This window comes from Paenibacillus sp. VCA1, assembly GCF_031583795.1.
GTDB classification, from domain to species: Bacteria; Bacillota; Bacilli; order Paenibacillales; family Paenibacillaceae; genus Paenibacillus_AQ; species Paenibacillus_AQ albilobatus.
Genome location: NZ_JAVLSX010000008.1, coordinates 124,466 through 136,525, shown reverse-complemented (window position 1 = coordinate 136,525; position 12,060 = coordinate 124,466). Strand labels below are relative to the sequence as shown.

At 49.5% G+C, this 12,060-nt stretch carries 12 protein-coding genes; 2 read left to right on the top strand and 10 right to left on the bottom strand.

Annotated features, from left to right (window positions below; translation table 11 throughout):
- Positions 1 to 20: 20 nt before the first annotated feature.
- Both RJP21_RS19140 and RJP21_RS19135 read right to left on the bottom strand, forming a co-directional pair.
- Positions 21 to 1,331, bottom strand: a complete 1,311-nt coding sequence (locus RJP21_RS19140; protein WP_310860733.1) for an ABC transporter substrate-binding protein — start codon at positions 1,329 to 1,331, stop codon at positions 21 to 23.
- 140 nt (positions 1,332 to 1,471) lie between these two features.
- Positions 1,472 to 2,392 carry an AraC family transcriptional regulator gene (locus RJP21_RS19135; protein WP_310860732.1) on the bottom strand — a complete coding sequence of 307 codons (921 nt, stop codon included), beginning with the start codon at positions 2,390 to 2,392 and terminating at the stop codon, positions 1,472 to 1,474.
- 160 nt (positions 2,393 to 2,552) lie between these two features.
- Here RJP21_RS19135 and RJP21_RS19130 point away from each other — a divergent pair, with 160 nt between their 5' ends.
- Positions 2,553 to 3,746: an acyltransferase family protein gene (locus RJP21_RS19130; RefSeq protein ID WP_310860731.1), complete on the top strand. Its 1,194-nt coding sequence runs from the start codon at positions 2,553 to 2,555 to the stop codon at positions 3,744 to 3,746.
- A 202-nt stretch (positions 3,747 to 3,948) separates the two neighbouring features.
- On the opposite strand, the gene RJP21_RS31475 is transcribed toward RJP21_RS19130, so the two are convergent.
- The 4 genes from RJP21_RS31475 to RJP21_RS19115 form a co-directional block, all read right to left on the bottom strand.
- Positions 3,949 to 4,071 carry a WCX domain-containing protein gene (locus RJP21_RS31475; RefSeq protein WP_483874795.1) on the bottom strand — a complete coding sequence of 41 codons (123 nt, stop codon included), beginning with the start codon at positions 4,069 to 4,071 and terminating at the stop codon, positions 3,949 to 3,951.
- A gap of 48 nt (positions 4,072 to 4,119) precedes the next feature.
- Positions 4,120 to 4,761 carry a peroxiredoxin-like family protein gene (locus RJP21_RS19125; RefSeq protein ID WP_310860730.1) on the bottom strand — a complete coding sequence of 214 codons (642 nt, stop codon included), beginning with the start codon at positions 4,759 to 4,761 and terminating at the stop codon, positions 4,120 to 4,122.
- Between the two features lie 193 nt (positions 4,762 to 4,954).
- Entirely contained in the window at positions 4,955 to 5,467 is a 513-nt protein-coding gene (locus RJP21_RS19120; RefSeq protein WP_310860729.1) for a hypothetical protein, read from the bottom strand.
- A 513-nt stretch (positions 5,468 to 5,980) separates the two neighbouring features.
- Complete coding sequence (locus RJP21_RS19115; protein WP_310860728.1) at positions 5,981 to 6,559, bottom strand: TetR/AcrR family transcriptional regulator; 579 nt, start codon at positions 6,557 to 6,559, stop codon at positions 5,981 to 5,983.
- Positions 6,560 to 6,878: 319 nt separating this feature from the next.
- On the opposite strand from RJP21_RS19115, the gene RJP21_RS19110 reads away from it, so the two are divergent.
- A complete protein-coding gene (locus RJP21_RS19110) occupies positions 6,879 to 8,036 on the top strand; it encodes a winged helix DNA-binding domain-containing protein (RefSeq protein ID WP_310860727.1) in 1,158 nt (385 codons plus the stop codon).
- A 158-nt stretch (positions 8,037 to 8,194) separates the two neighbouring features.
- On the opposite strand, the gene RJP21_RS19105 is transcribed toward RJP21_RS19110, so the two are convergent.
- The 4 genes from RJP21_RS19105 to RJP21_RS19090 are packed head-to-tail and all read right to left on the bottom strand — an operon-like array spanning position 8,195 to position 12,060.
- Positions 8,195 to 9,862 carry a DUF4855 domain-containing protein gene (locus tag RJP21_RS19105; RefSeq protein ID WP_310860726.1) on the bottom strand — a complete coding sequence of 556 codons (1,668 nt, stop codon included), beginning with the start codon at positions 9,860 to 9,862 and terminating at the stop codon, positions 8,195 to 8,197.
- 44 nt (positions 9,863 to 9,906) lie between these two features.
- Entirely contained in the window at positions 9,907 to 10,158 is a 252-nt protein-coding gene (locus RJP21_RS19100) for a DUF4855 domain-containing protein (protein ID WP_310860725.1), read from the bottom strand.
- 48 nt (positions 10,159 to 10,206) lie between these two features.
- Positions 10,207 to 11,127, bottom strand: a complete 921-nt coding sequence (locus RJP21_RS19095; protein ID WP_310860724.1) for a carbohydrate ABC transporter permease — start codon at positions 11,125 to 11,127, stop codon at positions 10,207 to 10,209.
- A 33-nt stretch (positions 11,128 to 11,160) separates the two neighbouring features.
- Positions 11,161 to 12,060, bottom strand: a complete 900-nt coding sequence (locus RJP21_RS19090; protein ID WP_310860723.1) for a carbohydrate ABC transporter permease — start codon at positions 12,058 to 12,060, stop codon at positions 11,161 to 11,163.

The following is a 12,060-nucleotide window of genomic DNA, read 5'->3' as shown; positions in this document are numbered from 1 at the left end:
TCCTTGGTCTGAATGCCGGATTATTTAACCAGAGGCTGAATCTTATCTTTGACCCTTTTCAAGCCTTCATCCACGCCGACTTCTCCGCGGAGAATCGCGTTGTATTGCGTGGAGAACTCCGTCATATACTCCGTCGAAAACGACGTTGCCGGGAAGGAGCGCAGGTTCGGGCTCGAAGAATATTGCAAAAACTCCTGGAAGCCAGGCACATCCTTGTAAATGCCGTTGGTTTGCAGCGAGGTTCGGGTCGGCAAATTGCCGATCGCCGCGGTAAACTCCGCCATTTGTTCCGGCTCGGTCATCCACTTCAGGAATTTCCACGATTCATCCGGATGTTTCACGCCTTTTGGTATATAAAATACGCTTGTCGTTACGTTGCCCGGATTTTTCAGATTGGGATTATTTTCATCGTAAGGGATTGGGGCAATGCCGTATTTTAAGTTCGGAGCGAACTGTTTGATGAAGGTCGGCAGCCATTCGCCGTCGATCGTCATCGCATATTTGCCTGTAAAAAAAGGATTCTGGGGCGACATGTATTGGCCCAGTCCGGATGCAAACCGGTCCAGCTCCTTGGATCCGAACTGATCCCAAATCCCTTTTCCGAACTCGACGGCCGCTTTAACGCCCGCATTGTCCGGAGTCACCTGCTTTTTGTCCGCATCATAATAGGAGCCGCCATAGGCGTAACTGAACGTAAAGGCATCCACCCCCGGCCATAGGCCTAGCTGCTGAAGTTTTCCTCCATTTTCTTTGACGCTCAGCTTTGTAATGTATTCTTTGAGCTGGCCCATCGTTTCCGGAGGACCGCTCAGGCCTGCTTTTTCCAGCACCTCTTTGTTGTAAAACAGCATCGATACGTGCATGGCAATCGGAAGAGCATACGTTTTCCCTTGGGATTGGGAGGTGCTGAGTGCAGCGGGTACAAAATCGCCCAAATCAACGTTATCCTTCTTGATGTAATCGTCCAGCGGCATCATGGCGCCCCGTTCTCCCCACGGCACGACATCCTGGCCGAAGTTGGACGCGACATCCGGGGGATTGCCTCCCGTAATGGCCGTCAGCTGCTTCTGGTAATCGCTTTGCGACAATCCCTTCACATGAATATCAGAATTGGCGTCATTCCATTTCTTAATCAATTTTTCGAGCGCTTCACCTTCCGGACCGGTCCATCCGTACCAAAAGCTGAGCTCAACCGGATCCTTTTTGGAATCCCCGCCCTTCGTTTCGCCGTTTTCCTTCCCGGAGCTTGGAGTTTCTTTACCGCCGCAGCCGGATAAAACCGCTAGCAAAAATACGAAGACGAGACCTAATAAACTCCCTTTTCGCTTCATGTCTCTTCCCTCCTATTCTTTGGACAGCAACGCCAACGAAGCTCGTTTGCCGTCATCAACTATCCCATATGTTAGCATGTAAGCGCTTTAGTTAATTTCACTATTGTATCTTAAAGTTGGACTATCGTTAAAAGTTTGAACTACTTGTTCATGGCCTGTTTTCGGAACTGATTCGGAGAGATGCCGGTGTATTTTTTGAAAATTCTGCAGAAGTAAGCCAGCTCGTTAAACCCTGTGGCATAACATACCTCCGTGACGGTCATTGAAGGACGCTGCAGCAGCACAAGCGCGTTGGCGATCCGCAAATCAACAAGATATCGGTTGAACGTTTTGCCTGTCCACTCTTTAAACAGCCTGCAAATCGTCGGCTTCGACATATTGGATATGGCGCAAATATGCTCGAGCTTAATGTTCTCATGCGCGTTTTGGTCGATATATTCAACGACTTTGTTCATCGTGTCCCGATACCTTTCAATTTTTTGGAACCCCGCTTTGACCAGCTCCCCGTTCACCTGACGAATGATGACCGATAACAGCTGCAGCAGATCCGCTTTCAGCACGATTTGAAAAAACGGCGCCCGTTCCTCGTATTCGCCCAGCATATCCTGAAGCAAATTTCGGATTTTCCCCTCCGTTACTCCATCAAATACAATCTGCGAATGGTGAGCGCAGTCCGAACGCATAAAATGCTTCAAATAATGGACGTCAAAAAACGCCTGATCCCGGGGATCGTCGAACCGTTCGTTGATAAAGGACGGCATAAATTCGCAGCCTAAAATTTCAACCTTCTCTTGTTCGAATGCCTGGATGCGATGCATCGTAAAGGGGGGCACCAGAAACAGATCCCCTTTTTTGATCCGGTACTGCCGCGAGCCGAGCGTATGCAGAAATTCCCCCTTGGATACGTACCATATTTGAAAATAGTCATGAAAATGGGTGGACAAGCTGACGAGAGAGTCCATTCGATACATCTTGCAATGCAAATCTTCCAGCATCTCCAGCTTGGAGTTAAAGTAGATCACTCCTGAGCGGGTCAATTGATCGATATCGAGTTTTTTCATCGCAAATCACTCCTCTATATATCCCCTTTTTCGTAACACCTACATTTTTGGTTGCCGTTCGCTCGCGGTTTAAACTCGTTACGTTAGTACAATCATTCCTTTCTGAAATGAAATAGAATTGAACCTTGAAAATCACAAAAATACGGGGAGTTGAGCCTGTATGGCATCAAAAATCACTTATTTGGATGGTTTAAGAGGTTTGGCCGCTTGCGTGGTCGTCGTTTCTCACTTTTTTCAGGTATTTGCGCCGTCTGTCTTTGAAGGAAAACAGGAGATCGCCCATTTTGCCTTTGAAGGTGTTGCTGCACGGACCCCGCTGAACCTATTGTTCAACGGCAATTTTTCCGTCTGCGTCTTTTTCGTATTGAGCGGTTTTGTGCTTAGCTGGCGGTATTTTCACACGAAAGACAAGTTACATATTTATTCCTCCGCCCTGCGCCGATATTTCCGATTGGCTATTCCCGCCGTTTTGTCCGTCTTATTGGCCTACGTGGTCATCGTGCTCGATCTCGGTTACTTTGACAAAATCCGCCAAACAACGTTGTCTTCCATGCACGATCCGTATTTGGCCAGTTCCAATTTTCTCGTCATGCTGCAAGAGGCTTTATTCCACACGTTTTTTACCTATGGATCGGCTTATAATCCCGTCTTATGGACCATGACCTATGAGCTGCTTGGTTCCTTCCTGATCTTCGGGTTTCTTTTGACCGTCGGCAGGTTTAAGTTTCGGATTGCAGCCTATGCGATCCTCGTCGTGCTTCTTGCCGATTCGTATTATTTGGGCTTCGTGCTGGGCATGGCGCTTAGCGACCTAAAATTCAGCAGCCGGGATCGGTTGGCCATCCTTCAACGGCCTTGGATCACCCCCCTTCTTCTTGGCGTCGGCTTATACCTCGGCTCCTACCCTTATGTGAGTATCGAGAATACCATCTATTCCGTCCTGGTATGGAAGACTCCGTCATTTTCGTTTTTTGTGTTCTACCATACGTTGGGCGCATTTTTTATATTGTTAGCCCTCTTGAATTCTTCCAGCCTTCAATCGTTGTTCAGCCGGAAGCTGTTTTCCTATCTTGGCAAAGTATCGTTTTCCTTTTATCTGCTCCATTTCACGATCATTTGCTCACTCGGATCCTATATTTTCTATCAATTGCACCCCCATTTCTCGTACGGAATGAGCGTAGTTCTCACCCTTATACTAACCACCCCTTTCATTTTTGCATTAGCCCATTTGTTCTATCGATTCGTCGATGCGAAAACCCTATCCGTACTGGGTCATTGGAGCAAGCGAATCTTCGATCCTCTCGTTCGACAAAGGGCAGGCGGCATGCAGGCTGAAAAAACAAAAAGCATGTAATCGGGGGATTTTGCAAAAATCCCGCCGACAACATCTCCGAAGGCTCGTTAAAACATATCAGCTGTTAAAACGAGTCTTCAGAGAGATAGATTGTAGCGGTGCAGCAGCCCATATTCAAGGTGTAAATACAGCACAAAACAGCCATTCCCGGATCTTGCCGGAAATGGCTGTTTGCGAGTTCATCTTGCTTTTTAGTTGGTCATTATATGTTAGCATTCACCGTATTTACGTAGTTATTATATATTTGTTTCCCCATGTTTTTGATCTTTTCCGCTACAAATGGCGGTTCCAGTACCTGAACATCCGGTCCATAGCTTAGCAGCATCCCGTTCCTATGAAACACAGAGGTATAGCACAATTATTATCGTAGGGTTTACAGCTTTCTCAGTTCGTGCAAAATATTCTCCGGATCCAACCGCTGCATAAAGTCCGGATTCACGTAGGCAGAACGGATCATGCCGGATTCGTCGATCATAAAGGTGGAAGGAATCGGCAGGATCCAGTGGTTCGTTGCATTGTATTCCGCCAGGTCCATGCCCATTTGTTTCATCATGTTCTGGATATAATCCGGAACGTCGTAAAGGATGTTATAGAAAGCAGCCACGTGACCGTTGGTGTCACTCAGCACTTGGAAGGTCAGCTCTTCTTTCTCCTGCTGGGAAAGCGTGTTGTCCGGGCTTTGCGGGCTGACCGCAATCAACTGGCCCCCAAGGGCTTCGATGTCCGGCAGTAGCTTCTGATAGGCCTTCAGCTGACTGTTGCAGAACGGGCACCATCCGCCCCGGTAGAAAGTCAGGACAACAGGTCCTCTGGACAGTTCATCATAAAGATTAACCGTTTCACCCAAAGCATTCTTGAGTGTAAAATCTTTGGCTTTCTCCCCCTCCTGCCGGCCGTAAGGAATACCGGATTCCTGCTGCTCCCGGATCTGACGGAACATCTCTGTTTGAATCTCCAAAGGGGTATGCGCGATAAATTGCTGTTTGGCTTCCGCTAAAGCTTGAGTTAATGACATGTTTTATTCTCCTTTTTAATTTAATACTATCTCAATAGAAGCGCTTTAAATTAGATAGACTATATACATTGAACTAAAGTTTTACATTGAACTTCTTGTTATAACGACCCACTGCGGCCCTATAACCTTCATTTCTTTAATTCATTTTATATAACTGGTTTAAATGTCGGGTTAAATCTCAGTTCATGATGCTTCATTCGGCAGAAATCTCAGCTGGTGAGGCGAATGCCGTGAGCCTGCCTTGTCTGCGCAGATGGATGATTTGGGCTGTCAAGCCAACGATGAGAATGACGAAGAGACTGGCTTGAGCGCCGAGGAGAATTGGCGAACTCAGATCGGTGACGAAGGGATGGCCGTTAGGAACACGGGTCAGGATTTCGGTAACGGTCGGCAACATCAGCAGAAACGCCGTCAGGCTCAGGAAGATGGTTTCGAGGTACCTGCCCGCACGCCCACTCGAAATACGCCCGATGCCGTATCCGGCGAGCAGCAGCAGGATCGTTGCCGTACCAATCACATAGCTGACCGACTGATGCGCGATGGGGAATACGGTGATCGCGCCAATCAGCATCGAAATGAAGTAGACGACACCGGGCTTTGACCGAGGCACAATCCGTCCGTAGCGAGCAAACATATAGATAGCCAGCGGAATGGCGGGCAGGCTGCTGAGTGTATGCACCCAGCCGAGTGATGAAATTCCAAACATAATGGTCTCCTTCCAGTCCTTAAGGACAAGGTTGATTTGTTTTGTCTTGGCGCGAGCCGATACTAGCGGCTGACAGCATTCCTGATCAAAAATTCATTGAGTTGTTATTCACTACCTACTAATAGGTAGATTAAAAAGACAAGACTCCGCCAGCTGCTTTAAACGTCCCCACGTGCCCATCGTGAAAAAACATCACATTCGGACCACTCGACGGGACCGGCCACAACCGATATCCCATACTCAGCAGCACTTGATGTATGTCTGATCCATCGATGGGCAGCAGGGGCCGTTTGGCAATCATTCAGCGACAAGAATACGCCGTTCCCACAGTAGACTGACGTTATGTAGACGGCATGCCTCGTATCTGCACTTGGCGGATGAGATGCGATTCGTTCGTAAAATAGCGGACTTATCCTCATTAGAACATAGCCTGCTCTCAAGATGGGTAAAGCTAAAGTGTTCACCTCTTTTCTTCTAGATCATGATTACAAACCACCGCCATCGCGGCTTTCATCACGAAGAGAATCGCTCCAAGAGCGAGCTTGTCACGACGCCGAATATCTTCGGATCGCCATAAGCCCGCGCCGAGAGCATCGCGCCGTGAACCGTCGCCATGAACGCTTCGGCCTCATCATGAGGGGTACCCATCAGTTGAAGCTGCCCTTGCCGTGCGCCGCGCTCCAGCACGGATGTCAACCAAGCCGACAGGGAGCGGAAATGCGCCCGGACCTCTTGGCAAACTTCCTCGGGCAGGACGGGGAGCTGGCTTGCCAACAACGCGCAGACACAAAACGGAGCGCTGTCGTCCATGATGCAGGCTTCCCAATAACCAGTATAGAACTGAAGCAGTTCGAGCGGATCGGATACCTGATGCTCGAGATTCGCCATCCCCTCTTCGGCTTCTTTCCGATACCGCGCAACCAGCGTTCGGACCAGATCGACCTTACTCGGGAAATGGTGATGGATGCTCGCCTTACGAATCCCCACCACATCAGCGATGTCAGCATAACTGAAGCCGTTGTAGCCACCAGCGATGATCAGAGAACGCGCACAAGCCAGGATTTCATCATAGGTGTTAGATAAATTGGTCATATCGCCATTCTACCTTCTGGTAGGTAGTTTGTCAAATGGTGGCAGAGGGGCAAAGCTGGATTTGAATTTTCAGTAGGGTAAAATGATTTACAGTACCATCTCTCACCAACCAAGCCACGCTCTCCACGTGCAGGGTTGCAATTCGCCGATATGCCGAGCAAAATAACCATATCGTCCACTGGAGCGAGTTCGACAGAGGTACTCATTTCGCCGCGATCGATGCGCCTGATTTAATGATCGGCGATATCCGCCGTTTCTTCCGCGGGTTCCATGGAAATCCTGCTTAATAACATGTTACGAAAGAATAGGAGACTGTAGCATGAACAAAAACAAGACGACACGAAAACCAGGTTCCGGGATGGAAAAGGAATCCGCCAAAGTGCTCGATTCCCGCGCCTTGAATCGTGCCACGCTCGCCAGGCAAATGCTGCTAAAGCGCGAAAAGCTTCCGGTTTTGGATGTTGTAGAAAAATTGATCGGTCTGCAAGCCCAATCCCAGAACGCGCCGTATTTCGCTTTATGGTCCCGAATGGAAGACTTCCAGCAGGATCAATTATCAGAGCTGATCCGGGATAGAAAGGTGGTACGCATGGCCTTGATGCGCGCCACCCTTCACTTGGTCTCTTCCCCCGACGCTTTGCAGCTTCGCCCATGGCTGCAGAGCGTCATGGAACGAAGCTTAAAGGGGGGTTACGGCCGACAGCTCAAGGATGTGGATCTCGGACAGCTCGCTGTGAATGGACGGAAACTGGTCGAAGACAAACCGATGACGTTCAGCGAATTGGGCGGGCATTTGCTGGAACATTGGCCAGATCTTCCGTCAAAGGCGGCTACAGCTGCCATTCGGAATTTGGTGCCGCTTGTGCAAATACCGCCACGGGGGATTTGGGGGGAAGGAGGACAAGCCGCACATACTACGTTGGAAACATGGCTTCATCAATCCCTATGCCCAAAACCCGATGCGGAAACTTTGATCCGGCGGTATTTGGCGGCATTTGGTCCGGCTACGGTTAAAGACATCCAGATATGGTCAGGACTAACCGGTTTAAACCAAACGATGGAAAAGCTTCGTCCTGAGTTGATCACCTTCCGGGATGTGCATGGAGCTGAACTATTCGATCTGCCCGATGCTCCGCGGCCTGATGGAAGTACCCCGGCGGAACCGCGGTTTCTCGGCGATTTTGACAATATCTTGTTGTCCCATGCGGACCGCAGCAGAATACTGGATGACAAATACCGTAGCAGCGTATTCACGATAAACGGAATTATCCGATCGACGATACTGATCGACGGATATGTTGCCGGAACATGGAAGCTGATACAAGAACGGAAGAAAACGGTTCTGAGCATTGAACCTTTCATTACACTTTCCCAGAAAGAGACCGGCGCTTTGCTGATGGAAGGGGCGCGTCTGCTTCATTTCGCGGCACCGGAGGATCATTCCCAGGAAGTGATTATTCAGCCCAGCTGTGAATAAGTTGAACAGAACATTTCACCCCGGCTGCCTTCATCCGTGCAAAATCATAGGTTCAACTTATAGACGCAAAAAGAAGCTGAACGAATATCGTCAGCTTCTTCTTGCGTGCCAAGGGAACGCCGTTTGTTCGGGATCTTTTTTCACGGTCCAAACAAAGATTAAGGGGTTTGCTTCACATAAGTTCCTTTCACGAACTGGTACATAAAGTCGTACAGCTCGCGCACTGCCGGATCCTGGCTTTTCGCGCTGTCAAACAGGGCTGTATTGCCCTGATAGTAGGCTTTGAACGCATTTTTCATGTAGCCGTAGTCGATACCGCCGTTTAAATATTCTATATACTTCTGCCGGAAGGTAGGGTCCGTGTTCATCCGCTCGTCAAACTCCATCTCCATGCCCATATGATACTGTTTCGCGAGAGTGGCTGCCGTCTCAATACGGTCGGCCGGCATTTCGTCGAAGAAATAATTCGGCTGCAGCGAAGCGACATCAAAGCCGAGCTGCTTTCCGGCATAGTTTTGGTTGCCGTAGAAGTAAGGAATCCAGTAAAACCGTTTCTTTTCTTTATGCACCAATTGGCTTGCATATTGAACCAGGCTGCGGTCGTCTTCATCTCCTACGCTTTCCGCCAGCCAGTACATGCCGGTCAGCTCCAGGTGGGAATACCCGGCGCTGCTCCATCGTTGACGAAGCTCGTTCATATACCACTTCACAGCTTTTTCCCGATTGGCCAATGCAGCTTCTTTCCCAACCTCTGCGGACACCATATTTTCCGAAATGCCGTCGCCATCGACATCGCCGAAATCGCTGAGTGTTTCTCCTGGATGCGGGATCATCAGCACCACTTTCGTTTTATGCTTGGGGTCCCCCAGCTTGGCGGCTGTTTCTTTCGTCGCTTCATCCAGCTGCTTCAGATCGCCTTCCGGAGCAAAGGTTTTGTCCAGATACCACTTCCAGTCCGCCAGCGTTGCCGTGCCTGTTCCATAGTTGCCGCTCCAATGATCACCATACAAGCCGAGATACAGCACGCCGTCATACAACCAGTCTTTGGGCTGGCCGTTCGTATCGACATAGCTGATGTAAGGAATGATCTTCTCTTTGGTCCAGTCGCCTTCCCCATGGTCATACCAGCCGTTATAAAGCAGCGCCAGGTTGCTGATTCCCCCCGTGGCCCCAGCATATGCAGGTTCGTCTACCGGAATTTTGGCGGAGTTATTAGCCTTTCCGTCAACGCCCCATACTTCAATTTCATCGAGGAACGCAAACGTCCCCGCCACGAACGTTACTTTGACGTAACGAGCTTGAGCCATGACCGCATTTGTATTGCCACCAGAAGGTACGCCGTCCGTCTTCCCAGTCCATTGATAAAACTGGTCGGTCGCAGGTCCCTGCTCCCATATCGGTATTTTTGTATTGACATTCGCCAGCGTGCCCCATTGCTTGCCATCCATGGATACATACATGGACACCGTGTTCGGATAGAATATGCCAAACTCGGAATGCTGCATGAAATGGGCCTTCACTTCGCTGACCGATTTCAATTCGCCCAGGTCAAAGACGACCTCTCTCACTTTACCTCTCAGATGGCCCTGCCAGGCAGGATCAGTATATGTCAGGGTTGGATCGTAGACGCCATCGGTCAACCCATAGTTTCGGTCCGGGTAACTGTCTTCGGGGTTCTCCGACAGCGTATATTTCAAGCCGGCAGCCAAATTTCTCGGCTGTGCCTGATCCCCTCCGGCCTTCACCATTGATGCATTCATTGTAAGCGTCATTCCAGCGAGTCCCAAAATCAGCAGCTTACGTCCGATATTCCCCATAAATCTCATGAGCTCAACCTCCGATTGTTTTATAGATTGCTAAGATCACCGGTTTACGGTTCAGTTTCCGGCTGTTTCCCGTAGGTACCTTTTATGAATTGGTACATCCAATCATACAGCTGCCTAATAGAAGGGTCTTTGCTTCTTGAGCTGTCGAGCAGCGCGGCATTCCCTTGGTAATACGCTTTGAAGGCGTCATTCATGTAGCCATAATCCACCCCCCCCCCGTTTAAATAATGCAAATATTTGATCCGCATGCCGGGATCCTGATTCATGCGCTCATCGTCTTGTGCAAATGGTTGCACATGCTCACGTTCACCCCACTCCTTTCACTACCTCGATTTGCTTACGGCCTAACCGACGATGCCTGAACGCTCGACGCTTTCCACGAATTGCTTCTGCAATAGCAGGTAGAAAATGACGATCGGTATGATGACCAGCACCGTCCCTGCATTCAGGCGAATCGAAGTAAGCGCGTGATCCGGCGCGTCAGCGGCCAGCAGGCCGGGCAGTGCCGCGAGCTGCATCGACAACACTTTGGTTTCCATCAAATACATGGATACATAGAAGGAATCATTGTACTGCCACACAAACGAGAAAAGGACGACCGTCACAATAGCCGGCAGCGCATTCGGAAGCATGACGCGGTAAAACGTTTTGAAGACGCCCGCGCCATCCACGAGTGACGCTTCTTCCAGCTCGTTCGGGAGGGAGCGGAAAAATTGCCTGAAAATATAGATGTACAAACCGTTTTTAAGTCCCGTCGCCGTCAGCGAGGTTAGAATAAACGGCCACTTCGTGTCCAGCAAATTGACCCCGGGTTTTCCGGTAAACAGCTCCACCAGCCCAAATAAATCGAAATACCGAAAATGCAAATACGTCGGAATCATGATCGTCTGCGGAGGAACGATAATCGTAAAGATGACGAGCAGAAACAGAATGCTCTGCCCCTTGTACTTCAAGCGGGCAAAACCGTATCCGGCCAAAGCGCAAGCAGCCGTCTGTAAAATAGCAGCCATAGCGGAAAGGCTTACCGTGTTCAGCAGCGCCTCCCAATATTTCATTCTGTCGATGACAAACAGAAAATTGTCGAAGGTAGCGTGCTTCGGAAACCAGATGATCGTCTGATCATAGATGTCCGCCCTGCCGCGCAGCGCCAATGAAACCTTGAGCAGAATCGGATACAAGATGACGTATGCGATCCCCGTGAGCATGACCGTGCGAAACACTCTCCACGACCATGTTTTTAATCTGATGATTGCAGATGCAGACATTGGTTGACCTCCTCACTATTTAAGGCCAGCGGGCTAAGTATCATAATAGAACGCTCTTCTTGAGATCAGTCCCGCAAACAACCCGACCATCAGCGCAATAACGCCAAAATAAATCCATGCCATCGCCGCGCTGAGCCCGAAATCGAACAGCCGGAACGACGTATCCTTAAGCAGCTGGGCCATGCTGCTGTTAAGAAACGAATCGATAATCGAATAAATGGTGTTGGTCAAAATCAGCGGCGTCATCATTGGAAAGGTTATTTTCCAAAAGTTGTCATATGCCGTGGCCCCTTCAATGCGGGAAGCCTCGTACAAGGATGGAGAGATCGATTGCAGTCCGGCCAGAAACACCAAGATTTGAACGCCCGAGGAGCTGATAATGTCGTAAATACGGGATACCGCATCAGCCAAGTAGCCCACGATGCTGCGGCTAAGGCCCATTTCCTTCAAGAATGCTTCCAACTGAAAATTGCTCAGAATGCCCGAACTTTGGCCGCTGTTCAACGTATCCCCGATTGCCTGCGTCATCGTATCCGCCCAACCCAGGGAGGAAATAACCCCGGTGGTAACGATGACCGGCAGAAAGAAAATGAGTCGTGCCAGGGAACGGCCCGTAAATTTCTGATTCAGAATCGTAGCCACAAACAAGCTGAAAAAGATAATGAGCGGTACGTTGACAAGCATGCCGATAACCGATTTCGTCAGCTCCTGGTTAAACGTGGCATGCACGTAGAAAGCATGTTTGTAGTTTTCAAGACCAATAAAACTTTGGACTAACCCTCGTTCTCCCAGCTTCATGCTGTGTAGACTGTACTGCAGAGACTGATACAAAGGGATCGCGAACAGAAATACGAAGCCAATCAGCCACGGCAGCGTAAACATGAATCCCATCAGTGCTTTTCTGCGCGATAGGGTAAACTTGAACCGGATCAT

Coding starts and splice junctions, on each gene's coding strand:
- RJP21_RS19125 (WP_310860730.1), bottom strand. CDS start 4,761: ATGTCATTAACTCAAGCTTTAGCGGAAGCCAAACAGCAATTTATCGCG.
- RJP21_RS19105 (WP_310860726.1), bottom strand. CDS start 9,862: ATGAGATTTATGGGGAATATCGGACGTAAGCTGCTGATTTTGGGACTC.
- RJP21_RS19110 (WP_310860727.1), top strand. CDS start 6,879: ATGAACAAAAACAAGACGACACGAAAACCAGGTTCCGGGATGGAAAAG.
- RJP21_RS19115 (WP_310860728.1), bottom strand. CDS start 6,559: ATGACCAATTTATCTAACACCTATGATGAAATCCTGGCTTGTGCGCGT.
- RJP21_RS19090 (WP_310860723.1), bottom strand. CDS start 12,060: ATGATCCGGTTCAAGTTTACCCTATCGCGCAGAAAAGCACTGATGGGA.
- RJP21_RS19120 (WP_310860729.1), bottom strand. CDS start 5,467: ATGTTTGGAATTTCATCACTCGGCTGGGTGCATACACTCAGCAGCCTG.
- RJP21_RS19135 (WP_310860732.1), bottom strand. CDS start 2,392: ATGAAAAAACTCGATATCGATCAATTGACCCGCTCAGGAGTGATCTAC.
- RJP21_RS19140 (WP_310860733.1), bottom strand. CDS start 1,331: ATGAAGCGAAAAGGGAGTTTATTAGGTCTCGTCTTCGTATTTTTGCTA.
- RJP21_RS19095 (WP_310860724.1), bottom strand. CDS start 11,127: ATGTCTGCATCTGCAATCATCAGATTAAAAACATGGTCGTGGAGAGTG.
- RJP21_RS31475 (WP_483874795.1), bottom strand. CDS start 4,071: ATGCTGCTAAGCTATGGACCGGATGTTCAGGTACTGGAACCGCCATTT.
- RJP21_RS19130 (WP_310860731.1), top strand. CDS start 2,553: ATGGCATCAAAAATCACTTATTTGGATGGTTTAAGAGGTTTGGCCGCT.